The sequence below is a fragment of the Stenotrophomonas sp. PD6 genome (assembly GCF_049199305.1).
Lineage (GTDB): Bacteria > Pseudomonadota > Gammaproteobacteria > Xanthomonadales > Xanthomonadaceae > Stenotrophomonas.
The window spans coordinates 550,234-573,939 of record NZ_JBLZQD010000002.1 but is presented as its reverse complement, the minus strand read 5'-3'; the positions used below and the strand labels follow the sequence as shown (position 1 = coordinate 573,939).

Annotated in this window: 20 protein-coding genes; 12 read left to right on the top strand and 8 right to left on the bottom strand. The window is 67.6% G+C overall.

What is annotated here, in order from left to right:
• Positions 1 to 35 precede the first annotated feature (35 nt).
• Entirely contained in the window at positions 36 to 713 is a 678-nt protein-coding gene (locus tag ACOZHM_RS05385) for a hypothetical protein (RefSeq protein ID WP_421567985.1), read from the top strand.
• Positions 714 to 820: 107 nt separating this feature from the next.
• Here the strand turns inward: ACOZHM_RS05385 and ACOZHM_RS05380 are convergent, their stop codons facing one another.
• Together ACOZHM_RS05380 and ACOZHM_RS05375 are read right to left on the bottom strand one after the other, a co-directional pair.
• Complete coding sequence (locus ACOZHM_RS05380; RefSeq protein ID WP_421567984.1) at positions 821 to 1,318, bottom strand: hypothetical protein; 498 nt, start codon at positions 1,316 to 1,318, stop codon at positions 821 to 823.
• 46 nt (positions 1,319 to 1,364) lie between these two features.
• On the bottom strand, positions 1,365 to 1,661 hold the full coding sequence (locus ACOZHM_RS05375) for a LysM peptidoglycan-binding domain-containing protein (RefSeq protein ID WP_421567982.1): 297 nt from the start codon (positions 1,659 to 1,661) through the stop codon (positions 1,365 to 1,367).
• Between the two features lie 143 nt (positions 1,662 to 1,804).
• Here ACOZHM_RS05375 and queF point away from each other — a divergent pair, with 143 nt between their 5' ends.
• Positions 1,805 to 2,623, top strand: a complete 819-nt coding sequence (gene queF / locus ACOZHM_RS05370) for an NADPH-dependent 7-cyano-7-deazaguanine reductase QueF (RefSeq protein WP_421567981.1) — start codon at positions 1,805 to 1,807, stop codon at positions 2,621 to 2,623.
• Between the two features lie 6 nt (positions 2,624 to 2,629).
• Here the strand turns inward: queF and ACOZHM_RS05365 are convergent, their stop codons facing one another.
• Positions 2,630 to 3,946 (bottom strand): M20 family metallopeptidase, encoded by a 1,317-nt coding sequence (locus tag ACOZHM_RS05365; protein ID WP_421567980.1) that lies wholly within the window; start codon positions 3,944 to 3,946, stop codon positions 2,630 to 2,632.
• Between the two features lie 224 nt (positions 3,947 to 4,170).
• Between ACOZHM_RS05365 and ACOZHM_RS05360 the strand changes: the two genes are divergently transcribed.
• The 8 genes from ACOZHM_RS05360 (at position 4,171) to ACOZHM_RS05325 (ending at position 17,360) form a co-directional block, all read left to right on the top strand.
• Positions 4,171 to 5,418 (top strand): efflux RND transporter periplasmic adaptor subunit, encoded by a 1,248-nt coding sequence (locus ACOZHM_RS05360; RefSeq protein WP_421567979.1) that lies wholly within the window; start codon positions 4,171 to 4,173, stop codon positions 5,416 to 5,418.
• Between the two features lie 86 nt (positions 5,419 to 5,504).
• Positions 5,505 to 8,735, top strand: coding sequence for an efflux RND transporter permease subunit (locus ACOZHM_RS05355; protein ID WP_421567977.1), 3,231 nt, complete (start codon positions 5,505 to 5,507; stop codon positions 8,733 to 8,735).
• On the top strand, positions 8,732 to 11,854 hold the full coding sequence (locus tag ACOZHM_RS05350) for an efflux RND transporter permease subunit (RefSeq protein ID WP_421567975.1): 3,123 nt from the start codon (positions 8,732 to 8,734) through the stop codon (positions 11,852 to 11,854). The genes ACOZHM_RS05355 and ACOZHM_RS05350 overlap by 4 nt, the downstream gene beginning before the upstream one ends.
• 108 nt (positions 11,855 to 11,962) lie before the next feature.
• Positions 11,963 to 14,140 (top strand): YccS family putative transporter, encoded by a 2,178-nt coding sequence (gene yccS, locus ACOZHM_RS05345; protein ID WP_421567974.1) that lies wholly within the window; start codon positions 11,963 to 11,965, stop codon positions 14,138 to 14,140.
• 52 nt (positions 14,141 to 14,192) lie between these two features.
• Positions 14,193 to 16,082, top strand: a complete 1,890-nt coding sequence (locus ACOZHM_RS05340; protein WP_421567972.1) for an MFS transporter — start codon at positions 14,193 to 14,195, stop codon at positions 16,080 to 16,082.
• Positions 16,083 to 16,254: 172 nt separating this feature from the next.
• Positions 16,255 to 16,554: a CD225/dispanin family protein gene (locus tag ACOZHM_RS05335; protein ID WP_421567970.1), complete on the top strand. Its 300-nt coding sequence runs from the start codon at positions 16,255 to 16,257 to the stop codon at positions 16,552 to 16,554.
• Between the two features lie 43 nt (positions 16,555 to 16,597).
• The gene (locus ACOZHM_RS05330) at positions 16,598 to 16,876 is read left to right on the top strand and encodes a CD225/dispanin family protein (RefSeq protein WP_421567969.1); all 279 of its coding nucleotides are present in this window, start codon (positions 16,598 to 16,600) and stop codon (positions 16,874 to 16,876) included.
• Between the two features lie 70 nt (positions 16,877 to 16,946).
• Positions 16,947 to 17,360: a DUF2752 domain-containing protein gene (locus tag ACOZHM_RS05325; protein WP_421567967.1), complete on the top strand. Its 414-nt coding sequence runs from the start codon at positions 16,947 to 16,949 to the stop codon at positions 17,358 to 17,360.
• Here ACOZHM_RS05325 and ampE read toward each other — a convergent pair.
• The 5 genes from ampE to ACOZHM_RS05300 form a co-directional block, all read right to left on the bottom strand.
• Entirely contained in the window at positions 17,357 to 18,250 is an 894-nt protein-coding gene (gene ampE / locus ACOZHM_RS05320; RefSeq protein ID WP_421567965.1) for a regulatory signaling modulator protein AmpE, read from the bottom strand. The genes ACOZHM_RS05325 and ampE overlap by 4 nt on opposite strands.
• A 114-nt stretch (positions 18,251 to 18,364) precedes the next feature.
• Complete coding sequence (gene nudC, locus ACOZHM_RS05315) at positions 18,365 to 19,270, bottom strand: NAD(+) diphosphatase (protein WP_421567964.1); 906 nt, start codon at positions 19,268 to 19,270, stop codon at positions 18,365 to 18,367.
• A gap of 69 nt (positions 19,271 to 19,339) precedes the next feature.
• Positions 19,340 to 19,729 (bottom strand): iron-sulfur cluster insertion protein ErpA, encoded by a 390-nt coding sequence (erpA, locus tag ACOZHM_RS05310; protein WP_038685803.1) that lies wholly within the window; start codon positions 19,727 to 19,729, stop codon positions 19,340 to 19,342.
• A 46-nt stretch (positions 19,730 to 19,775) separates the two neighbouring features.
• Positions 19,776 to 20,243: a bactofilin family protein gene (locus ACOZHM_RS05305; RefSeq protein ID WP_421567962.1), complete on the bottom strand. Its 468-nt coding sequence runs from the start codon at positions 20,241 to 20,243 to the stop codon at positions 19,776 to 19,778.
• A 4-nt stretch (positions 20,244 to 20,247) separates the two neighbouring features.
• Positions 20,248 to 21,000 (bottom strand): DUF6776 family protein, encoded by a 753-nt coding sequence (locus ACOZHM_RS05300; RefSeq protein WP_421567961.1) that lies wholly within the window; start codon positions 20,998 to 21,000, stop codon positions 20,248 to 20,250.
• A 183-nt stretch (positions 21,001 to 21,183) separates the two neighbouring features.
• Here ACOZHM_RS05300 and ACOZHM_RS05295 point away from each other — a divergent pair, with 183 nt between their 5' ends.
• Entirely contained in the window at positions 21,184 to 21,807 is a 624-nt protein-coding gene (locus ACOZHM_RS05295) for a DUF4126 domain-containing protein (protein ID WP_421567959.1), read from the top strand.
• Positions 21,808 to 23,700 carry an EAL domain-containing protein gene (locus tag ACOZHM_RS05290; RefSeq protein ID WP_421567958.1) on the top strand — a complete coding sequence of 631 codons (1,893 nt, stop codon included), beginning with the start codon at positions 21,808 to 21,810 and terminating at the stop codon, positions 23,698 to 23,700.
• Positions 23,701 to 23,706: the final 6 nt, after the last annotated feature.

Here is a 23,706-nt window from a genome sequence, read left to right as displayed (position 1 = left end):
CAAGTGGCACTCCGCCCACGTCGCTGGAATAAAGGATGAAGTCACGTGTAGACATTGGGGCCCCGGGAATGGCCGCCACAGCTGTCCTTCTTGTCCTCCTGATCCAGTCTCTGGGTTGCTCACGCGTCGATTCATTGCACTCCGATCCATCATCCAAGCGCATCACCACACCGGACGGCTTCGGCGCTGCAGCCGGTCAACGAAAGTCACCCAACGCCGAGGCCCGCCCATCCGCGCCCCTTCTGGCGGCACACGCCGGCCAACCCATACCCACGGAGGCCTCGCCTTCGATCTACCTTGCTTCAGAAGCCAGGTTCATCAAGCACGGCGGACTGGATAGCGACAGCGCCAATGAGGTGCTCGGGTCAAGCGATGCATTCTCCCGCGCATTGAATGAGATGAGCGCTGCGGCGATGACGAGCACGGAGGCCCAGGATCTCGCAGATCTCTATCGGCGTGCCCTGGCCGAAGTTATTGGCACCGATGGCGCAGTCGTAACCTTTGCCTGTGGTCTGAGCATGTGCATGGGATCTGTGCACACGCACCCGGCGGTAGATAGCGACTCATGGACCTACCGGTTTCTCGATGCGCCCTCAACACGAATATTTGGTCATTTGAGGGCGGTGGAGCGCATCGGCAACCTCACGGAGAGTCGCTTTATCTTCTCAACGGATCCCGATATTCCGGGAATCGTTGTGCCTCATGCTGACTGAGACGCGGAAGGCGGCTTCGATCTTCCCGCAGATTGGTTGGCCAAAAAAAGACGCAGCCTCGCGGCTGCGTCCATCGTGAGCCCGTGCCGGGAGAGAGTCGGCGGGACTTACTTGACCTCGAACTCCTGCGGCGTTCCAGCCGCCTTACCATCTACCGTGACTTCCGCGCGGTACTTGCCCGCCGGCCAGCCATTGGCATTTTCGAAGGTGACGTTGGTGGTCTCGGCACCCGTGGTGTTCAGTGCCTGGGTCTTCTCACCCGCCACCTGACCGTCCTGATAGGTCAACTTGACCCCGGTATTGACGTTGTTGGCGGTGCCGTCGGTGCGGAAGGAGACGATGATGATGTCCTTCGGCGCGAACAGCGCCACCGGGGCGACCGACTTGTCGGCGGCGGCGGTCTTGCCGACCGTCACGGACGACACGCTGACCGGTGCAGCCGCGGTCATCGGCTGCGGCGCGGCCGGTTCGGCCGGGGTCATCGCGACCGGTGCGGCCGGCTGGGCATTGCTGTCGGCGGTGTCTTCTTTCTTCTTGCAGCCTGCCAAGGCCACAGTGGCCAGCAGGGCAGCGAGTACGGCGGTGCTGATGGACGTCTTTTTCATGGAATTCCTCCCTGGGAATCAATAGTGGGTGTGAGGCGGAGCGGACTCAGTCTTTTGCCGGCAGCTTCAGTGTCTGGCCCGGGAAAATCTTGTCGGGGTCATCCAGCACGTCGCGATTGGCCTCGAAAATCTTCTTCCAGGCGTTGGCATCGCCCAGCTCGTGCTTGGCGATCTTCGACAGCGAGTCGCCGGACTTGACGGTGTAGGTGCTTCCGCCCACCTTCTCGGCGGTGGTATCCACCGAAGCGGTGACGCCGGAGAAATCGGCCTTTTCCACCTTCTGCGCCGTGGTATCCACGCTGGAGGTGACACCGGAGAAATCGGCCTTCTTGTCGGTACTCATCCACACACTCCCTTTTGAATGTGACGACCTGGATCGCACGGTGTCACAGGCCTTGTTAATGGGGCATGGCGCAGGCGTGAAGGTTCCGGAAGGTTTTCTGAACAGGGCGCCGGGGCGGTCCCGGGCCACGCTAAAATGGCGGCATGAATACCCCCCAGGACTCCAGCCTCGGTCGCGAGGTTGCTTACCCGTCGCAGTACGACCCCAGCCTGCTGTTCCCCATCCCCCGCCGCGCCGCGCGCGAGGAGATCGGGGTGGACGAGGCCCACCTGCCGTTTGTCGGCCACGACCGCTGGCAGGCCTATGAGCTGAGCTGGCTGGACCGGCGCGGCAAGCCCCGGGTCGCCGTGGCGACCATCAGCGTGCCCTGCACCTCGCCGAACCTGATCGAATCCAAGTCGTTCAAGCTCTACCTCAACTCGCTCAACAGCACCCGCTTCGACGATGACGAGCAGGCCCGCCAGCGGATCGCCGGCGACCTGTCAGCCTGTGCCGGCGCGGTGGTCAACGTGGTGTTCGGCGTGCCGCTGCTGGTGGAAGATGCCGAGGGCGAGTCGCTGGACGGGTTGGACGTGGCGATCGAGCGCTACGGCCCGCCGGCGCCGGAATACCTCTCGGCCAATGCTGGCCAGGTGGTGACCGAAACGCTGAGCTCGGCCCTGCTCAAGTCCAACTGCCCGGTCACCGGCCAGCCGGACTGGGCCAGCGTGAGCGTGCGCTACCGCGGCCCGCGCATCGACCGCGAGGGGTTGCTGCGCTACCTGGTGAGCTACCGCGAGCATGCCGAGTTCCACGAGCAGTGCGTGGAACGCATCTTCAATGAGCTCACCCAGCGCTGCCGGCCGGAATGGCTGGAAGTGGAGGCGCGCTACACCCGCCGCGGCGGGCTGGACATCAACCCGTGGCGGGCCAGCGCCGGCATCGAGCAGCCGGCGCGGACCGTACGCGACGTCCGGCAATAATCCGCCTCAACCCGCCTTCGGCGCGTTGAGAAAATCGAGCGACACCTGCAACAGCGCCCGCAGGCCTACGTCCAACGCCTTCTCATCGAGCAGGAACTTGGGCGAATGGTTGGCCGGTGCCGTTGCCGGGTCGATGCCTTCGCTGGTGGAGCCGACGAAGAAGAACATGCCGGGCACCTGCTGGGCGTACAGCGAGAAGTCTTCCGCGCCCATCTGCAGCGGCGGCTCGTAGACGTTGGCCTCGCCCACCACGGCCTGCAGGCTGGGCAGCATGCGTGCGGTCAGGGCCGGGTCGTTGACCGTGGCCGGGTTGCCTTCGGACTCATAGATCTCGGTCTGCGCCTTGGCACCGTGCGCGGCGGCGGTGTGTTCGGCCACGTTGCGCAGGTCGGCGAAGATCTGCTGGCGCATGCCCTCGTCGAAGGTGCGGATGGTGCCCACCATCTCCACTTCGTCGGGAATGATGTTGTAGCGGATGCCGCCCTTGATCGCGCCGAAGGACAGCACCGCCGGCTGCTTGGAGATGTTGGCGCGGCGGCTGACGATGGTCTGCGCGGTGCCCACCAGGTCGGCGGTGGCCACGATCGGGTCGACCCCGTTCCAGGGCGCCGAGCCGTGCGTCTGGCGGCCGATCACCTTGATCCCGAAGCGGTCCGAGGCCGCCATCAGTGGGCCACCGCGCACGGCGATCTGCCCAGCCTGGACACTGGAGAACACGTGCAGGCCGAACACCGCGTCCGGCTTGAAGTCGGCAAACAGCCCTTCCTTGAGCATCAGCGAGGCACCGCCCTCTTCCGGCGGCGGCGCGCCCTCTTCGGAGGGCTGGAAGATCAGCATGACTTCGCCGGGCAGGTTGTCGCGCATCTTGACCAGCGCGTCGGCCACGCCGAGCAGGGTGGCGGTGTGGGCGTCATGGCCGCAGGCGTGCATCACGCCCACCGGCTCGCCGCGGTAGGTGCTGGTGGCCTTGGAAGCGAAGGGAAGACCGGTCTGTTCGGTGACCGGCAGGGCGTCCATGTCGGCGCGCAGGGCGATGCGCGGGCCAGGCTTGCCGCCCTTGATGATGGCCACCACGCCGTGGTGGGCGATGCCGGTCTTCGGCTTCAGGCCCATGGCGCGCAGTTGTTCGGCGACCTTGGCGGAGGTGCGCTCTTCGCGGTTGGACAGTTCCGGATGCTGGTGGAAGTCACGGCGCCACTGCACCACCTGGGCCTGGAGGCGGGCGGCGGCGGCGGTCACTTCCGGGCGTTCTGCCGGGGCGGTGGCGGCCAGTGCGGGCGAGGCAAGCAGCAGGGCGGACAGCAGCAGCGACAGGCGGGGCATTCGGGTCTCCGGCGGGGGTTCGAGGCGGTTGAACCTGAATGTAGGGCATCAGGGTGGTTTTCGCTGTAACTTTCGGCGCCGTTGGACGTTTCCCCTTGAACCTTGGTTGCGCTTGCCGGTCTGACCGCCCGTCCCATTTGTCATGCATGCAAGGTCACGGGTGGCGGGTATGCTTTGCCACTGCCAACCGGGCCCTGCCCTTCGCCAGCCTCAGGAGTTTTTGAATGTCGCGTTTCTGGAAGATCGTGCTGCTGGTGATCGCAGTGCTGGTGGTGGGGCTGGTCGGCATGCGCATGCTCGGCGGCGGCAAATCCAACGACGCCAAGGGCGGCCCGAAGGCCGAGGCTGGCAAGGATGGCGAGCGCAACAACGACCCGGTGCCGGTGACGGTGGTCGAGGCCGCGCGCCAGGACGTGCCGGTCTACGCCAGCGCACTGGGGACGGTCAGCGCGATGAACACCGTGACGGTGAGCCCCCAGGTGGGCGGGCAGCTGATCAGCCTGAACTTCAAGGAAGGCCAGGAAGTGAAGAAGGGCGACCTGCTGGCGCAGATCGACCCGCGCACGCTGCAGGCCAGCTATGACGAGGCCGCCGCGGCCAAGAAGCAGAACCAGGCACAGCTGGCAACGGCCCGCTCGAACTACGCCCGCTCCAATTCGCCCGAATACCGCCAGTACGTCGCCAAGACCGACCTGGACACCCAGCGCAACCAGGTAGCCCAGTACGAAAGCGCGGTGGCGGCCAACGAGGCCAGCATGCGCGCGGCCGAGGTGCAGCTGCAGTACACCCGCGTCACCGCGCCCATCACCGGCATCGCCGGCATCCGCGCGGTGGACGCCGGCAACGTGGTCAGCGCCGGCACCGCGCTGGTCACGCTGACCCAGATCCATCCGATCCATGTCGTTTTCAACCTGCCCGAACGCCAGCTGCCGGACGTGCGCCAGGCCCAGCAGGCCGGCCCGGTGACCATCGCCGCGCTGGACCGCAACGATTCGCACGTGCTCACCGATGGCGGCACGCTGGACGTGGTGGACAACCAGATCAGCAGCGACAGCGGCACCTTCCGCGCCCGCGCCCTGTTCGAGAACGCCGACAACCGCCTGTGGCCCGGCCAGTTCGTCAACGTGCGCATGCAGCTGCGCACCATCGCCGGCGGCGTGGTCATCCCGACCCAGGCCGTGATGCGTGGCCCGGATGGCGAGTACGTGTACATCGTCAAGCCGGACAACACGGTGGCCATGCAGACCGTGAAGAGTGGCGTGGAAGTGGGCGACAGCAACGTCCAGATCACCGACGGCCTGAAGGGCGGCGAGCGCGTTGTCAGCGAGGGTCAGTTCCGGCTCAAGCCGGGCAGCAAGGTCACCGCGCTGAAGCCGGGCGAAACCCCGGCCGCACCGACCGAAGCCGAACTCAAGGCCGCCGCGCAGAAGCAGGGCAATGCCGGCAGCCGCCGTGGCGGCGGCCCGCGCTGACGCCGCGCTCCGTGTCCGCGACGCCGGCCTTCGGGCCGGCGTTCGTCCCCTGCATCGCCGTTTGACGTAACAGCAAGGATCCGCCCGTGGGCTTTTCGACGATCTTCATCCGCCGCCCCATCGCCACCTCGCTGCTGATGGCGGGCCTGCTGCTGCTGGGCATTCTGGGTTACCGCCAGCTGCCGGTCTCGGCGCTGCCGGAAATTGATGCGCCCAGCCTGGTGGTGACCACCCAGTATCCCGGTGCCAACGCCACCACCATGGCCTCGCTGGTGACCACGCCGCTGGAGCGCCAGTTCGGGCAGATCTCCGGGCTGGAGCTGATGACCTCCGACTCGTCGGCCGGGTTGTCCACGATCATCCTGCAGTTCTCGATGGACCGCGACATCGACATCGCCGCGCAGGACGTGCAGGCCGCGATCCGCCAGGCCACGCTGCCCTCGTCGCTGCCCTACCAGCCGGTCTACAACCGGGTGAATCCGGCCGACGCGGCCATCATCACCCTCAAGCTCACCTCCGACACGCGCCCGCTGCGCGATGTGAACAACTACGCCGACTCGATCCTGGCCCAGCGCCTGTCGCAGGTGCAGGGCGTCGGCCTGGTCTCCATCGCCGGCAATGTGCGCCCCGCCGTGCGCATCCAGGTCAATCCGGCGCAGCTGTCCAACATGGGCCTGACCCTGGAAGAACTGCGCAGCGCGCTGACCCAGGCCAACGTCAACGCGCCCAAGGGCTCGCTCAACGGCAAGACCCAGTCCTACTCGATCGGCACCAACGACCAGCTGACCAGCGCCGCCGACTACCGCGAGACCATCATCAGCTACAAGAACGGCCGCCCGGTGCGGCTGTCGGACGTGGCCAACGTGGTGGACGGCGTCGAGAACGACCAGCTGGCCGCGTGGGCCGATGGCAAGCCGGCGGTGCTGCTGGAGATCCGCCGCCAGCCCGGCGCGAACATCGTGCAGACCGTCGAGCGGATCCGGGCGCTGCTGCCCCAGCTGCAGAACGTGCTGCCGGCCGACGTGCACCTGGAGGTGTTCTCCGACCGCACCGAAACCATCCGCGCCTCGGTGCACGAAGTGCAGTTCACGCTGATCCTGACCATCGGCCTGGTGGTCGCGGTGATCTTCGTGTTCCTGCGCCGGCTGTGGGCCACGATCATTCCCTCGGTCGCGGTGCCGCTGTCGCTGGCCGGCACCTTCGGGGTGATGGCCTTTGCCGGCATGTCGCTGGACAACCTGTCGCTGATGGCGCTGGTGGTGGCCACCGGCTTCGTGGTCGACGATGCGATCGTGATGATCGAGAACATCGTGCGGTACATCGAACAGGGCAAGAGCGGCCCGGAGGCGGCCGAGATCGGTGCGCGCCAGATTGGCTTCACCGTGCTGTCGCTGACCGTGTCGCTGGTGGCGGTGTTCCTGCCGCTGCTGCTGATGCCCGGCGTCACCGGGCGGCTGTTCCACGAGTTCGCCTGGGTGTTGAGCATCGCGGTGGTGCTGTCGATGCTGATCTCGCTGACGCTCACCCCGATGATGTGCGCCTACCTGCTCAAGCCCGACGCGCTGCCGGAAGGCGAAGACGCGCATGAGCGCGCCCACGCGGCCGGCAAGCAGACCGTGTGGAGCCGCACCGTGGGCCTGTACGAACGCAGCCTGGACTGGGTGCTGGACCACCAGCCGCTGACCCTGGCGGTGGCCGCCGGTGCGCTGGTGCTCACCGTGGTGCTGTACATCGTGATCCCCAAGGGCCTGCTGCCCGAGCAGGACACCGGCCTGATCACCGGCGTGGTCCAGGCCGACCAGAACATCGCCTTCCCGCAGATGGAGCAGCGCACCCAGGCGGTGGCCGAGGCACTGCGCAAGGACCCGGCGGTGACCGGCGTGTCCGCGTTCATCGGTGCGGGCAGCATGAACCCCACGCTCAACCAGGGCCAGCTGTCGATCGTGCTGAAGAAGCGCGGCGACCGCGACGGGCTCGACGAGATCCTGCCGCGCCTGCAGAACGCCGTGGCCGGCATTCCCGGCGTGGCGCTGTACCTCAAGCCGGTGCAGGACGTGACCCTGGATACCCGCGTGGCCGCCACCGAGTACCAGTACTCGCTGTCGGACGTGGACAGCGCCCAGGTCGCCCTGCAGGCCGCGCGCCTTACCGAGGCGCTGCGCCAGCGCCCGGAGCTGGCCGACGTGGACAACAACCTGTCCAACCAGGGCCGCGCGCTGGAACTGACCATCGACCGCGACAAGGCCAGCGTGCTGGGCGTGCCGATGCAGACCATCGACGACACCCTGTACGACGCGTTCGGCCAGCGCCAGATCTCCACCATCTTCACCGAGCTCAACCAGTACCGCGTGGTGCTGGAAGTGGCGCCGGAGTTCCGCACCAGCACCGCGCTGATGAACCAGCTGGCGGTGGCCTCCAACGGCGCCGGTGCGCTGACCGGCAGCAATGCCACCAACTTCGGCCAGGTCAGCTCGTCCAACTCGTCCACCGCCACCGGCATCGGCGCGCAGAACACCGGCATTCCGGTCGGTGCGGGCAACATCATTCCGCTGGCCGCACTGGCCGAAGGCAAGGTCACCAGCACGCCGCTGGTGGTGAGCCACCAGCAGCAGCTGCCGGCGGTGACGGTGTCGTTCAACATCGCCCCGGGCTATTCGCTGTCCGACGCGGTCAAGGCGATTGAAGAGACCCGCGCCAGCCTGGACATGCCTTCGCAGGTCCACGCGCAGTTCATCGGCAAGGCCGCCGAGTTCACCGGCAGCCAGACCGACGTGGTGTGGCTGCTGCTGGCCTCGCTGGTGGTGATCTACATCGTGCTGGGCGTGCTGTACGAAAGCTACATCCACCCCATCACCATCATCTCCACCCTGCCGCCGGCCGGCGTGGGCGCGCTGCTGGCGCTGATGGTGTGCGGGCTTAGCCTGTCGGTGGACGGCATCGTCGGCATCGTGCTGCTGATCGGCATCGTCAAGAAGAACGGCATCATGATGGTGGACTTCGCGATCGAGGCGCGCCGCGCCGGTGCCAACGCGCACGAGGCGATCCGCCGCGCCTGCCTGCTGCGCTTCCGCCCGATCATGATGACCACGGCCGCGGCCATGCTGGGCGCGCTGCCGCTGGCGCTGGGCACCGGCATCGGCTCGGAGCTGCGCCGCCCGCTGGGTATCGCCATTGTCGGCGGCCTGCTGCTTTCGCAGCTGGTCACGCTGTACACCACGCCGGTGATCTACCTGTACATGGAACGCTTCTCCGAGCGCATGCGCGTGCGCCGTGAGCAGCGCGCGCTGCGCCAGGCCGCCGTGCAGGACCGCGCGTGAACATCTCCGGACCGTTCATCCGCCGCCCCATCGGCACCACGCTGCTGGCGATCGGCCTGTTCGTGATCGGGCTGATCTGCTACCTGAAGCTGGGCGTGTCGGCACTGCCGAACATCCAGATTCCGGTGATCTTCGTGCATGCCAGCCAGTCCGGTGCCGACGCCACCACCATGGCCTCCACGGTCACCGCGCCGCTGGAACGCCACCTGGGCCAGCTGCCCGGGGTGGACCAGATGCGCTCGTCGAGCTCGGAAGGCAGCTCGCTGGTGTTCATGATCTTCCAGAGTGGCGTGGACATCGATTCGGCCGCGCTGGACGTGCAGACCGCGATCAATTCGGCGCAGGCCGACCTGCCCTCCGGACTCGGCTCGCCGATGTTCCAGAAGGCGAACCCGAACGACGACCCGGTCATCGCCATCGCGTTGACCTCGCAGACGCAGTCGGCCGACGAGCTGTACAACGTGGCCGATTCGCTGCTGGCCCAGCGCATCCGCCAGATCAGCGGCGTGTCCTCGGTGGATATCGCCGGCGCCTCTACGCCTGCGGTGCGGGTTGACGTCAACCTGCGCCTGCTCAACGCCCTCAACCTCACCCCGGACGACCTGCGCAACGCGGTGCGCGCCGCCAACGTCACCTCGCCCACCGGCTTCCTGACCGACGGCAACACCACCACCGCGATCATCGCCAACGACTCGGTGGCGCGCGCGGCGGACTTCGCCAACCTGGTGATCAAGACCCAGGACGATGGCCGCGTGATCCGGCTCAAGGACGTGGCCACCGTCTATGACGGCCAGCAGGATGCCTACCAGGCAGCCTGGTTCGACCACAAGCCGGCGGTGGTGATGTATGTGTTCACCCGCGCCGGGGCCAACATCGTGGAGACGGTGGACCGGGTCAAGGCGCAGATCCCGGCGCTGCGCGACTACCTGCAGCCAGGCACGACGCTCACCCCGTACTTCGACCGTACCCCCACCATCCGCTCGTCGCTGCATGAAGTGCAGATCACGCTGCTCATCAGCCTGGCGATGGTGGTGCTGACCATGGCGCTGTTCCTGCGCCGGCTGGCGCCGACGTTGATCGCGGCCATCACCGTGCCGCTGTCGCTGGCCGGTGCCGCGCTGGTCATGTACATCTTCGGCTTCACCCTGAACAACCTGAGCCTGCTGGCGCTGGTGATCGCCATTGGCTTCGTGGTGGACGATGCGATCGTGGTGATCGAGAACATCATGCGCCACCTGGATGAGGGCATGCCACGCATGCAGGCCGCGCTCACCGGCGCGCGCGAGATCGGCTTCACCATTGTCTCCATCACCGCCTCGCTGGTGGCGGTGTTCATCCCGCTGCTGTTCGCCACCGGCATGGTCGGCGCGTTCTTCCGCGAGTTCACCGTCACCCTGGTGGCGGCGATCGTGGTGTCGATGATCGTTTCGCTCACGCTCACGCCGGCGCTGTGCAGCCGTTTCCTGAGCGCGCACGACCATGACGCGCCGCCGTCGCGGACGGGTCGCTTCCTCGACGGCGTGCACGACCGCATGCTGCGCGTGTACACCGTGTGCCTGGACTTCTCGCTGCGGCATGCGCTGCTGTTGGCGCTCACCCCGATCCTGCTGATCGTGGCCACGGTGATGCTGGCCGGCGCGGTCAAGAAGGGCTCGTTCCCGCCGCAGGACACCGGCCTGATCTGGGGCCGCGCCAACTCCAGCGCCACGGTGTCGTTCGAAGACATGGTCAACCGCCAGCGTCGCATCACCGACATGCTGATGGCCGACCCGGCGGTGAAGACCGTGGGCGTGCGCCTGGGCAGCGGCCGCCAGGGCTCCAGCGCGCAGTTCAACATCGAGCTGAAGACCCGCAAGGACGGCCGCCGCGAGACCACCGCGCAGGTGCTGGCACGGCTGAGCGCCAAGGCCGACCGTTACCCGGACCTGGAACTACGCCTGCGCGCGATCCAGGACCTGCCCAGCGACGGCGGCGGCGGCAACAGCCAGGGCGCGCAGTACCGGGTATCGCTGCAGGGCAATGACCTTGCCCAGCTGCAGGAATGGCTGCCCAAGGTGCAGGCCGCGCTCAAGAAGAACCCCATGCTGCGCGATGTGGGCACCGACGTGGACACCGCCGGGCTGCGCCAGAACATCGAGATCGACCGGGCCAAGGCCGCGCGCCTCGGCGTGTCGGTGGGTGCCATCGACGGTGCGCTGTACGGCGCGTTCGGCCAGCGCCAGATATCGACCATCTATTCGGACATCAACCAGTACAGCGTGGTGGTCAACGCGATTCCCGAGCAGACAGCCACCCCGCGTGCGCTGGATGAGATCCATGTACGCGCCGGCAATGGCGAGATGATTCCGATCACCGCCGTGGCCCGCCAGATCCCCGGGTTGGCCCCGCCGCAGATCACCCACCAGAACCAGTACACCACCATGGACCTGAGCTACAACCTGGCCCCGGGCGTGAGTACCGGCGAGGGTGAGGCGATCATCAAGGCCACCGTGGACGGGCTGCGCCTGCCGGGCGACATCCGCATCAGCGACGGCGGCGGCTTCAACGTGCAGCTCAACCCCAACTCCATGCTGATCCTGGTGCTGGCCGCCATCATCACCGTGTACCTGGTGCTGGGCATGCTGTACGAGAGCCTGGTGCACCCGGTCACCATCCTGTCCACCCTGCCCGCCGCGGGCGTGGGCGCACTGTTGGCGTTGTTCGTCACCAACACCGAGCTGTCGGTCATCTCGATGATCGCGCTGGTGCTGCTGATCGGCATCGTCAAGAAGAACGCGATCATGATGATCGACTTCGCCGTGGTGGCTCAGCGCGAGCACGGCAAGAGCCCGCACGATGCCGTGCGCGAGGCCAGCATCGTGCGCTTCCGGCCGATCATGATGACCACCATGGTGGCGATCCTGGCCGCCGTGCCGTTGGCCATCGGCCTGGGCGAAGGCTCCGAACTGCGCCGTCCCTTGGGTATCGCGATGATCGGCGGCCTGCTGTTCTCGCAGAGCCTGACCCTGCTCAGCACGCCCGCGCTGTACGTGATCTTCTCCTGCCTGCGCGAGCGCTGGGTCAACCGCCGCGCGCGCCGCCGAGAGAAGAAGCTGATGAAGCAGGCCGCGCGCGCCTGAGGCGCGGCCCGGGTAGGTGCCGACCAACGGCAGGTACCTACCAACCGGCTATGTCGGCTTCACTGCGATGACGCAATAATGAGGGTGCCCCCTGCATCGCGAGTCCGCATGTCCGCCCGAGAATCCCGCCTGAGCCGCCTGTGGGCGCATGAAAAGGCCAGCTATGGCCTGCGGGTGTTCATCGCGCTCTCTGTCGCAATGGGCCTGTGTTGGCACCTCGACCAGCTGCCCGCCCTGCCCGGCGTGTTCCTGGGCATCATCGCCAGCGCCATCGCCGAAACCGACGACAACTGGTGGGGCCGCACCAAGTCCGTTGCGCTGTCGCTGCTGTGCTTCGTGGCTGCTGCCGCCGCCGTGGTCGAACTGTTCGCCTGGCCGTGGCTGTTCATCGGCGCGCTGGCCCTGTCCACCTTTGCCCTGACCCTGCTCGGTGCGCTGGGCGAGCGTTACGCCTCCATCGCCCAGGCCACCGTCACCCTCGCCATCTACACCATGATCGGCCTGGAACAGCATGGCGCCGCCGACCGTGCCCAGGCCCTCACTGCCGTCAGCCACCTGCTGGCCGGCGCGCTCTGGTATGGCCTGCTCTCCATCCTGTGGACCGCCCTGTTCGCCAACCGCCCCGTGCGCGAGCGCATCGCGCGCCTGTTCGTCGAACTGGGCCGCTACCTGCAGCTCAAGGCCGATCTTTTCGAACCCGTGCGCGATGCCGACGTACAGAAGCGGCAGCTCGCCCTGGCCGAGCAGAACCGCCGCGTCGTCGAGGCCCTCAACATTGCCAAGACCGCCATCCTGGCCCGCTTCGGCCGCTCCGGTCGCCCCGGCGTGCAGTCCGGGCTGTACCTGCGCCTGTATTACATGGCCCAGGACTTCCACGAGCGCGCCAGCTCCTCCCACTACCCGTACGGCGCCCTCACCGAGGCGTTTTTCCACAGCGACGTGCTGTACCGCTGCCAGCGCCTGCTCGCCCTGCAGGGCGAGGCCTGCGCCAACCTGGGTACCGCCATCCGCCTGCGCCGCCCGTTCCAGTACGGCGACCGTACCCGCCAGGCCACCGCCGACCTCACCGACTCCCTGGCGTGGCTGCGTGACCAGCACAACCCGCAGTGGCAGCGCCTGCTGTCTTCGCTGGAACTGCTCGGCCACAACCTGCAGAGCATCGAACGCCGGTTGTCCGAAGCGGCGCAGTCCGAATCCACCCTCGACAACGTCGACACCCGCCTGCGCGATACCAACCCGCATACGCTCCGCGAGATGGGCGTGCGCATCCGCCAGCAGCTGACCCCCGGCTCGGTGCTGTTCCGGCACGGCCTGCGCATGGCGCTGGCGCTGATCGTCGGCTTTGTCACCATCCGCCTGTTCAATACCCAGAACGGCTCGTGGGTGCTGCTCACCATCGTGTTCGTGTGCCGCCCCAGCTTCGGCGCCACCCGTCAGCGCCTGGCCCAGCGGATCGCCGGCACCCTGATCGGCCTGGTGCTGACCTGGGCCCTGATGCAACTGTTCCAGGACCTGCGCATCGAGCTGCTGATCGCCCTGCTCTCGGCCCTGCTGTTCTTCTTCACCCGCAGCGACCGCTACCTGGTGGCCTCGGCCGCCATCACCGTGATGGCGCTGACCTGCTTCAACCTGATTGGCGACGGCTTCCTGCTGATCTGGCCGCGTCTGGTCGATACCCTGCTGGGCTGCGCGATTGCCGCGGCCGCCGCGTTCCTGATCCTGCCCGACTGGCAGGGCCGGCGGCTCAACCTGGTCATGGCACGCGTGCTGGAGCGCTGCGCGGGCTACCTGCAGGCCGTGCTGGGCCAGTACGGCAGCGGCATGCAGGACGACCTGGCCTACCGCATCGCCCGCCGCGACATGCACAACGCCGACGCAGCCCTGTCCACTGCCCTGTCCAACATGCTGCGCGAGCCGGGCCACGTGCGCCGCAATCTGGATGCCGGCTTCCGCTTCCTGGCCCTGTCCAACACCCTGCTCGGTCACCTCTCCGCGCTGGGCGCCCACCGCGCGCAGCTGGACAGCTACGCCCAGGACCCGCTGGCCCGCTCCAGCGGCGAACGCGTGCAGCAGGCCATGCAGCAGATCGCCAGCGCGCTGGAGCAGCGCGAACCGGTGGCCGAGGACGGCAACGACGGCGACCGCGCCCTGGCCGAACAGCTCGAGCAGATCGGTGAGGACATGCCGCCCAAGCTGCAGCTGATCCGCACCCAGATGGGCCTCATGCTGCGCCTGCTGCCCAAGCTGCGCGCCGCCGCCAACGAGGCCGCGCGTACGTTGCGGTAATCGGGGACGGCGGGGCCGCGTGATAAGGTGCGCCGGTTCGCAAGGAGTTCCCATGTCCGGCCACAGTCAGTTCGCCCTGCTCCGCCAGCGCCGTTTCCTGCCGTTCTTCATCGTCCAGTCGCTGGGCGCGTTCAACGACAACGTCTACCGCCAGGCCATCATCGGCCTGCTGTTCTACCTCGGCGTCAGCCAGGAAGAACAATCGCTGTACACCACCCTGGCGCCGGCGATCTTCATCCTGCCCTATTTCCTGTTCTCCGCCCTGGCCGGCCAGATCGCCGAGAAGCTGGAGAAGTCGCGCCTGATCGTGATCACCACGACCATGGAGATCGCGATCATGTCGCTGGCCGCGGTCGGCTTCCTCACCCAGAGCATGCCGATCCTGCTGGTGGCGCTGTTCTGCACCGGGTTGCAGTCCACCCTGTTCGGCCCGGTGAAGTACTCGGTGCTGCCCTCGGTGCTCAAGCCCGAAGAACTCACCGGCGGCAACGGCCTGGTCGAGATGGGCACCTCGATGTCGATCCTGACCGGCATGATCAGCGGCGGCATCATCTTCACCCTGGCGGGTAGCTTTGGTCCGATCGTGGCGGCCACCGCGGTGATCGCACTGGCCATCACCGGCAACGTCACCGCGCGCATGATCCCCAAGGTCGACGCCGGCGCGCCGGACCTGAAAATCAACTGGAACCCCATTCCCGAATCGCTGGCGGTGCTGCGCCTGGCCAAGAAGCAGAAGGCCGTGCGCAACGCCATTCTGGGCGTGTCGTGGTTCTGGTTCGTCGGCACCATGCTCACCTCGCAGCTGCCCACCTATGCGGTGGTCAACCTGGGCGGCGAGCCCACCCTGTACATCTTCGCGCTGGCGCTGTTCTCGGTCGGCACCGGCGTCGGCTCGCTGCTGTGCGAGAAACTGTCCGGGCGCACCGTCGAGATCGGCCTGGTGCCGCTCGGCGCCTTCGGCATGACCGCGTTCATGCTGGACCTGTACTTCGCGCGCGCCGGCACCGCGACCGCCGCAGGCTTGAGCGTATCGGCCTTCGTGGCCGCTCCGGGCAGCGTGCGCATCATCATCGACCTGGTCGGCATCGGCCTGTTCACCGGCTTCTTCGTGGTGCCGTTGTTCGCGCTGATCCAGAGCCGCACGCCGAAATCGGAAATGTCGCGCGTGTTCGCCGCGCTCAACATCCAGAACTCCGGCTTCATCGTCGGTGCGGCGATGATCGCCCTGGTCACCCAGAAGTTCCTGCACTGGACGATTCCGCAGCTGTTCCTGGCCCTCGCGATCGCCAATGCGGTGGTGGCGATCTACATCTTCACCATCGTCCCCGAATTCCTGATGCGCTTCCTCAGCTGGGTGATGGTGCGCTTCCTGTACCGGCTGCGCCCGCACGGCATCGAAGCCAACGTACCCGACGAGGGTGCCGCGCTGATCGTGTGCAACCACGTCAGCTACATGGACGCGCTGATCCTGTCGGCGACGATCCCGCGCCCGGTGCGCTTCGTCATGTACTACAAGATCTTCAACATTCCGGTGATGCGCTGGATCTTCCGCACCGCCAAGGCCATTCCGATTGCCGGCGCGCGCGAGAACCCTGCGCTGATGCAGGCGGCATTCGACGAGGTGGACAAGGCGCTGGCTGAAGGCGAACTGGTCTGCATCTTCCCCGAGGGTGCGCTCACCCGCGACGGCGAGATGGCCGCGTTCAAATCCGGCGTGGAGAAGATTCTCGAACGCCGCCCCGTGCCCGTGGTGCCGATGGCCCTGCGCGGGATGTGGTCCAGCATGTGGAGCCGCCGCGACAGCCGGCTGGGACGCATGCGGGTACCCCGCCGCGTCCGCGCCCACATCGAAGTGGTCGCCGGTGCACCGGTAGACGGCGCCACCGCCACCGCCGAGGGGCTGGAAGCACAGGTGCGCGCGCTGCGCGGCGACCGCGGCTGATGTCGCGATCGCCCCGGTCGGGACGCGGCGGACCCCGCCCGTCCGCTGGCGCATGGAAGAAATCCCGCCCCACGGGGATGTAAACGCATACATCCCGACGCAACATCGGGTAAATTACCCGCCATAGGGGGTGTCACTTGGCTTTTGGAGATGCCAAGGGACAACCAATGGAATGGAGCAGTACGTGGATCACCCGCCGCAAACGTCATCGGCCGTCGTCGTACCGAACCACCTGGTGTGGGCGATCCTGACGACGCTGTTCTGCTGCCTGCCGCTGGGCATCGTGTCGATCGTGTATGCCGCCCAGGTGGACGGCCGCCGTGCGGCGGGCGACCTGGCAGGTGCATACGAGGCATCGCGCAAGGCAGGTGGGTGGGCGTTGGCATCGGCCCTGGCCATGCCGGTACTGCTGCTGTTGTGGTTCGGTCTGTTCGGCGGCATTGCCGCGCTGGGCGCTCTTTCCGACCTTTGAAACACCCTTCGTTCAACTCACCCAAGAAAATGGAGCTTCACCCATGAACGCCACTGCCCCGCAAGTCCCCAACAATCTCGTCTGGGCCATCCTGACCACCCTGTTCTGCTGCCTGCCGGCCGGCATCGTGTCGATCGTGTATGCCGCCCAGGTCAACGGCAAGCTGGCCGCGGGTGACATCGCCGGTGCGCAGGAATCGTCTGCCAACGCCAAGAAGTGGGCCATGTGGTCGGCCATCATCGGCGTCGTTGCGATCGTGCTGTACATCATCCTGGTCGTGGTGATGGGCGTCGGCGGCGCGATGGGCGGCAGCAACTACTGATCGCACTCTGGACGGCCCGGTCCGGTGCCCCTGCGGGGTACCCGGCCCGGGCCGTTCTGCCGTGATGAAGATGCCTTCCCGCACAACCCTCACCCGCTGGGCGCCGCTGGCCATCAGTGCCGGCCTGGCGGTGGGCGCCACCGTGGTGCTGCGCCACGTCAGCCCGTATGCCAGCAACAGCGTGCTGCCCGGGTGCCCGTTGTACGCGCTGACCGGGCTGTACTGCCCCGGCTGCGGCAGCACCCGCTGCCTGTATTCGCTGGTCCATTTCGACTGGAGCGGCGCCTTGGCGATGAACCCCCTGCTGGTGATCTCGCTGCCGTTCCTGCTGCTGATGCTGCTCAACAACGCGGGTGTGCGCATGCGTGCGCTGGACCCGCTGATGCGGGTGCTGGCCAATCCTACGTTCTGGCTGGTGCTGCTGGTCGGCTATGCGGTGATGCGCAACCTGCCCTGGATGCCGTTTACGTTGTTGGCGCCTTAAGTCACCCAACCGGCAATCACCAGCAACGCCAGCGCGGCCATCCACAGCAGCAGCATGCGCCAGACCAGGCTCATCGCATCGCGTAGCTCTGGCAGGCGGCGCCATACCGGCACCATGCCCGCATCGCTGTAATCGTGCGCGTCTTCGCGCAGCTCGGCACTGACGCTGGCCCGTGCCACCGCGCCGAGGAACACCGTGGATGCGGCCCAACGGTTGCCGTGTGCCTCACGCCACGCCTTGTAGGCGGTGTCGAAGTTGCCGACCAGCGCCATCGACAGCGACATCAGCTGCGCCACCGGCCACTCCAGCCACGAAAGCACCACCCGCGCGCCCACGACCGCCTCCACGCTGGCCAGCGAGCGCATCGGCCCCACGGCCAGCAGCGTGAGCAGGCGGTACGCCAGTGCCCCGACCGGGCCCAGCAGCAGGAACCAGAACAGCACCGCGAACCAGCGACGCAGGGCGTTGAGTACGGTCGCCTCCACCAGCGACGGAACATCCTCGTGCAGGCTGCCACCGGCCGACTGCAGCTGCGCGATGGCCAGATGCCGGGCATGCGCATCGTCGGCGTCGATCACCGCCTCCACGTCGCGGTCCAGGTCGCGCGGCCCCCAGCAGATCACCAGCGTGGCAATGCCCAGCAGCAGCGAAGGCAGGCCGAACAGGCGGTCATGCAGCGCCCACTGCAGCAGCGCCAGCAGCAGCACGAACGGCAGCACCGCCAGCACCCAGCCCTGGCGCCCGCGCCAGAAGCCGTTCTCGGCCGCATGTGCGTCCAGCCACCGCAGCCAGCGGCGGTACCCGCCGAACCGGCGCAGCGCCACCGCAGCGGCAGGCGCTACATGGCCCAGGGCCAGGGCGACCAGCACGGCAACCAGGGTGGTGAACATGAATGCCTCCGGCTCGGTTTCTGGCGGCTACTATGCCTTGCGACCCGGCAATTCCCCGGGCCGTAGGTAATGTATGCCGCCCCGTGTTCAGGCAGCGGCAACGCAGGGTACGGCTCAGCCCACCTGGCGGCGGTACCAGTGTTCGATCAGGCTGCGTGAAATCGAGATCGGCGGGGACAGGCGGATGCCGATTCCGTCATCGGTGACATCGCGGGCCAGCGCGGCGCCCACTTCTTCGGCGCTGAACCAGCGCGCGTCCTCCAGCTCGCCGTCCACCGTGGGAACGTCGTCCTCGGCGGTGGCGCTGAAGCCCACCATCAATGCACCGGGGAACGGCCACGGCTGGGTGCCCAGGTACTGGCACTCGCGGACCCGTACTTTGCTTTCCTCGAAGACCTCGCGCACCACGGTCTGCTCCAGCGACTCGCCGGGTTCGACGAAGCCGGCCAGCACCGAGTAGCGGCGCGGGGCCCAGTTCGCCTGCCGCCCGAGCAGCAGCCGGCCGTTGTTCTCCACCGCCACGATCACTGCCGGGTCCACCCGGGGATAGTGTTCGGTGTTGCACTGGCCGCAGCGGCCGATGAAGCCGCCGCGGCTGAAGGTCACCGCACCGCCGCAGACGCCGCAGAAGCGGGTGCGCGATTGCCAGTAGGACATGCCGCGGGCGTAGCAGAACGCGCTGGCGTCGGCGGCCGACCAGGTGCTGGCCGACTCGCGCAGGTCCACGCGCTGCGGGGCGTTCACATCGACGGCGGCGGACTCGATCGAGAACCACGCCTGCTCGCCGCGCAGCCCCAGGAAAATGGCCGTGCCCGGGCCACCGCCCACCTGCGCGCCGCTCAGGCGCAGCGGTTGACCGTCTTCGCCGGCCAGCGCGCGGCCGTCGACGTCCAGGACCAGCACATGCGCCTGCGGCCACAGGCGCAACAACGCATCGGCGTCGTCGCGCAGCGTATCGGCACGTTCAAGGGGATCGGTGGTAAAGGAAAAACCGCTCAGCGGAAGGGGGAATATGGACATCCCTAAAGCCTGCCCCCATTCATCGGCAGTAGCAAGCGGCAGCGGCCCGGCGGAACGCTGCCGTGCCGGTCACATGCTGAAACTGCTGCCGCAGCCGCAGGTGGTCTTCGCGTTCGGATTGCGGATCACGAACTGCGCGCCGGTGAGGCTTTCGGTGTAGTCCACCTCGGCGCCCATCAGGTACTGCAGGCTGAGGGGATCGACCAGCAGGGTGACCCCGTTGGTGTCCACGGCCAGGTCATCCTCGGCGCGGTTCTCGTCGAACTCGAAGCCATACTGGAAGCCCGAACAGCCGCCGCCTTGGATGTACACGCGCAGCGCGAGCGAGGTGCTGGCCTCGTCCTGGATGAGTTCCTTGACCTTGGCCGCAGCGGCCTCGGTGAAGTTCAGCGGACGGTCCAACGACTGGTAGTTCGGCGCGGCGACAGGGGCGCCGGGCAGGGAAACAAGCGTGCTCATGCCCCCAGCATGGGGGTGCATGGGCACGCTTTCAAGCATGCCGCGTTCAGGCCATGGCGTCGGCAAGCTTTTTGCGCGCGTTGCCGTCCTTGCCATCCTTGCTGCTGGCGGCGGCATCGGCGGCCGGCGGCGGCAACGCCATCTGCGGGCTGCCGTGGATCAGGCGACCGGTCAGCTGGGCGCCGGCGTTCATCTCCACCACCTGGTAATGGATGTTGCCGTTGACCCGCGCGGTCGGGGTCAGTTCCACCCGCTCGCTGGCGTGCACGTCGCCGTCCAGGCGGCCGCTGATGACCACCACCTGGGCGCGGATCTCGCCCTCGATGGCGCCCTGCTCGGCAAGGGTCAGCGTGGCGTTTGCCGCGCCTTCCTGGGCGATCACCTTGCCCAGGATCGTGCCTTCCACGTAGAGGCCGCCGCTGAATTCCACGTCGCCCCGGATCACCACCTGCGCGCCAATGAGCGCGTCCACGACCAGATGGCCGTCGCGATTGGATTTGTTGCTGCCAAACATCGGTTTACTCCCCTTCTTTTGCCGTTGCTGCAGCCGGTGCTCCGGCCTGCTTCCAGTCGAATACCTGGGTGGCGCCCCCTGCACCGTTCCCCAGCGTGACCCGCACACGTTGCGGGGTGAAGTCCTTCGGCAGAATGACGCTGCCAGTGAGCTGCTGGAAGTACCGGAAGGAATACTCCTGGCCCGGCACCTTGGTGCGCTGGTGCAGCTCGTCCCAGCTGACAGAGGTCAGCTTGCCGCCTTTGACGCCCTCAACCGTGAAGCGCATCTGGCCCTGACTGATCGCTCCGCGATTCAGGTTCTGGGTCAGCACCACGGCGTACTGCCAGGTGCCACCGGCCTCCGGCGAGAATTCAATGGAATGGGTGTTCAGGCCCTTGCGCTGGCTGGTGGCCCCCACCAGCCGCTCATAAAAGGCCACATCGGCGCGCAGGCCGGCGATTTCCTCGTCGCGCTCGCTCAGCGAGCTCTGCACTTCGTTGTTGGCGGCGCGGCTGATGCGGTCGGAGGCCTGCAGGGTGGCCTGCCGCTGCTGCAGTTCCACCACCTGCTTCTGCAGCGTCTCGGCGCGCCCCTTGGCCGCGTCCAGCTCACGGCCAACGTCGCCGCCCGGGCTGCCCAGCCAGCGGCCCACCAGCACGGCCAGGACCAGGGTGGCCAGCCACACCCCGCCCAGGATCAGCAGGCGGCGGCGATCGGGCACGGACGGCGTGCCGGGACGGCGGATCTGGATGCGGGAAGGAGTCGGGTTGTTCATGGCGTTTTCCACGGCAGCGCCCTATGGACGATACCGACACGGCCCTGTCGGAACGAGCGACTGTGTAGTGTAAGTCAGGGTTGGCGCATTTTTCGCCTCCGGCCGGTGTCTGGGCAGTAGCGTTCATCGACGCCATCCCCGATAGTGTGGGCCTGTGCACACTTTGACGCCGGAGCGCCTGCCATGACCGAGGCCCACCTGTTCGTGATCGGCATCCTGCTGGCCTGGCTGGCCGGCATCCGCGTGTACCTCACCGTGTTCGGGGTCGGCCTGGCCGGGCTGCTGGGCTGGGTGGAGCTGCCGCCCGCGCTGCAGGCCACCGAGTCCTGGTGGGTGCTGGGCACCTCGGCCGCGCTGGCCATCACCGAGTTCTTCGCCGACAAGATTCCCGGGGTCGATTCGGCCTGGGACCTGGTCCAGACCCTGGCGCGGGTTCCGGCCGGTGCCTTCCTGGCGGCGGCCACGCTGTCACCCAACGGCGAGCTCAGCGGCACCGCCCTGGCCGCCGGCGCCGGGGTGGCGCTGGCCAGCCATGGCTTGAAGTCCGGCACCCGGGCCCTGCTCAACACCTCGCCCGAACCGGCCAGCAACTGGGTGGCCTCGGCCGCCGAAGACACAGTGGTGGTGGGGGGCCTGGCGCTGGCGCTGGCCCACCCGTGGCTCGCGCTGGTGGCGGTGGTGGCCTGCAGCCTGGTCGGCGCGCTGATCGTCTGGCTGGTCTGGCGCACCCTGTGGAAAGGCATGCGCTGGTTGCTGCGGCAACCGGCCAACAGGGTCGGGACCGTGGTCGACCGCGATACCGCATAATTGCGCCGCAGACTGGGAGTACTGATGGCCGTTCACGAAAACGCTGTTGCATCCGCCCGCGCCACCCGCGCCGAGACCCCGCCCGCCGACCACTGGCAGCGCTGGGTCGATTCGCCTGCGCCCGCCGCCGCGCCGAGCAACGTGGTGCCGCTCAACGCAGCCAGCGCAGCGGCTGCGGCCACGCCGCCGCAATTGCCGCCGGTGCAGTGGCAGGACGACGCCCCACAGCCGACGCCTGGCTCCGATGCCCCGTACCGCGTGCTGATCGTCGAGGATGACCGCTCGCAGGCGCTGTTCGCGCAGAGCGTGCTGCACGGTGCCGGCATGGAGGCCATCGTGCACAGCGAGGCCGAAGGCGTGCAGCAGGTGATCAACGAACACCGCCCCGACCTGATCCTGATGGACCTGCATCTGCCCGGCCTGGATGGCATGCGCCTGACCGCGCTGATCCGCCAGCAGCCCGGCCAGCAGCTGCTACCGATCGTGTTCCTCAGTGGCGATCCCGATCCGGAGCGCCAGTTCGAGGTGCTCGACAGTGGCGCCGATGATTTCCTGAGCAAGCCGATCCGGCCGCGCCATCTGATTGCAGCGGTATCCAACCGGATCCGCCGGGCCCGCGCGCAGGCCGCCACCCAGCCGGGTGCGCAGGGCGCGCCGGCAATGAACAACCCCGAGACCGGCCTGCCCACCCGCCACCACGTGATGCAGCAGCTGAGCGCCTCGCTGGCGCACCGCGACCACGGCGGGCTGTTCTTCATTGAAGTGGCCAGCGCGCTCGGCCTGCGTGAGCGCTACGGCTATGCCGCGTTCGAACGGTTGATGGTGCAGGCCGCCCAGCGCCTGGCCGAGACCGCGCATCCGCACCTGCTGGCGCGGTTGAACGACAACAGCTTCCTGGTGCTCGCCCGCGGCATCGACGAGGAATCGCTGGACACGATGGCGCACACCCTGCGCGACCAGTTGTCCGCGCGCGCCTTCGTGATCCGCGACGAGGAATCGGTCCATCTGCGTGGCGTCGTGGGTCATGGACGGCTGTCGGCCGGCTTCGGCGACGCCGGCACGGCGCTGGAGGCCGTAGAGCGCACCACGCTGCAGGCTCGCCTGCTGCCCTCGGGTGTGGCCGCGCACGTGCGCCGCGAAGACGTGGCCGCGCAGGAACACCTCGCATTGCTGGAAGGCCAGCTGGAGCCGGCCTATCAGCCGATCGTGGCAGTGGCCGGTGGCAACACCGCGCAGTACCAGGTGCTGCTGCGCCTGCGCCAGGCCGATGGCAGCGTGCTCAATGCCGGCCAGGTCATTCCGGCAGCCGAAGCGGCCGGGCGCATCGCCGACCTCGACCAGCAGGTGCTGGACCACGCCTTGGGCCTGCTCGACCTGTACCAGCACGCTGCCCAGCCGCTGAGCCTGTTCGTCTCGCAGTCGCTGCGCACGCTGGCCCGTGACGCCTTCGCCGACTGGCTGCTGGAAACGCTGCAGCAGCGCCAGTTGCCGGGCGCTTCGCTGGTCATCGACGTGCGCCTGCCCGACGCGCTGATCCACACTGTCACCCTGCAGCAGTTCTGCACGCGCATGAGTGCGGCGGGCGTGCGCTTCTGCCTGAGCCAGTTCGAACCCGGCGCGGAGGCCAACGCACTGCTTGGTCAGTTGCCGCTGGCCTTCGTGCGCATGGCCGCGCGCTTCTCCAGCAGCCACGCCAACCAGCAGACGCGCGACGAACTGCGCGGCGCGATCGACGCGGCGCATCGGGCCGGCGCGCTCATCATCGGCCAGCAGATCGAGGATCCGCAGGCCGCGGCGGCGATGTGGATGGGGGGCGTGGACTTCATCCAGGGCAACATGGTGCAGTCGGCCGGGAGCGAACTGAACTTCGACTTCCACACCGCGGTGCTCTGACCATGA

Coding starts and splice junctions, on each gene's coding strand:
- ACOZHM_RS05385 (WP_421567985.1), top strand. CDS start 36: ATGAAGTCACGTGTAGACATTGGGGCCCCGGGAATGGCCGCCACAGCT.
- ACOZHM_RS05380 (WP_421567984.1), bottom strand. CDS start 1,318: ATGAAAAAGACGTCCATCAGCACCGCCGTACTCGCTGCCCTGCTGGCC.
- ACOZHM_RS05375 (WP_421567982.1), bottom strand. CDS start 1,661: ATGAGTACCGACAAGAAGGCCGATTTCTCCGGTGTCACCTCCAGCGTG.
- queF (WP_421567981.1), top strand. CDS start 1,805: ATGAATACCCCCCAGGACTCCAGCCTCGGTCGCGAGGTTGCTTACCCG.
- ACOZHM_RS05365 (WP_421567980.1), bottom strand. CDS start 3,946: ATGCCCCGCCTGTCGCTGCTGCTGTCCGCCCTGCTGCTTGCCTCGCCC.
- ACOZHM_RS05360 (WP_421567979.1), top strand. CDS start 4,171: ATGTCGCGTTTCTGGAAGATCGTGCTGCTGGTGATCGCAGTGCTGGTG.
- yccS (WP_421567974.1), top strand. CDS start 11,963: ATGTCCGCCCGAGAATCCCGCCTGAGCCGCCTGTGGGCGCATGAAAAG.
- ACOZHM_RS05340 (WP_421567972.1), top strand. CDS start 14,193: ATGTCCGGCCACAGTCAGTTCGCCCTGCTCCGCCAGCGCCGTTTCCTG.
- ACOZHM_RS05335 (WP_421567970.1), top strand. CDS start 16,255: ATGGAGCAGTACGTGGATCACCCGCCGCAAACGTCATCGGCCGTCGTC.
- ACOZHM_RS05330 (WP_421567969.1), top strand. CDS start 16,598: ATGAACGCCACTGCCCCGCAAGTCCCCAACAATCTCGTCTGGGCCATC.
- ACOZHM_RS05325 (WP_421567967.1), top strand. CDS start 16,947: ATGCCTTCCCGCACAACCCTCACCCGCTGGGCGCCGCTGGCCATCAGT.
- ampE (WP_421567965.1), bottom strand. CDS start 18,250: ATGTTCACCACCCTGGTTGCCGTGCTGGTCGCCCTGGCCCTGGGCCAT.
- nudC (WP_421567964.1), bottom strand. CDS start 19,270: ATGTCCATATTCCCCCTTCCGCTGAGCGGTTTTTCCTTTACCACCGAT.
- erpA (WP_038685803.1), bottom strand. CDS start 19,729: ATGAGCACGCTTGTTTCCCTGCCCGGCGCCCCTGTCGCCGCGCCGAAC.
- ACOZHM_RS05305 (WP_421567962.1), bottom strand. CDS start 20,243: ATGTTTGGCAGCAACAAATCCAATCGCGACGGCCATCTGGTCGTGGAC.
- ACOZHM_RS05300 (WP_421567961.1), bottom strand. CDS start 21,000: ATGAACAACCCGACTCCTTCCCGCATCCAGATCCGCCGTCCCGGCACG.
- ACOZHM_RS05295 (WP_421567959.1), top strand. CDS start 21,184: ATGACCGAGGCCCACCTGTTCGTGATCGGCATCCTGCTGGCCTGGCTG.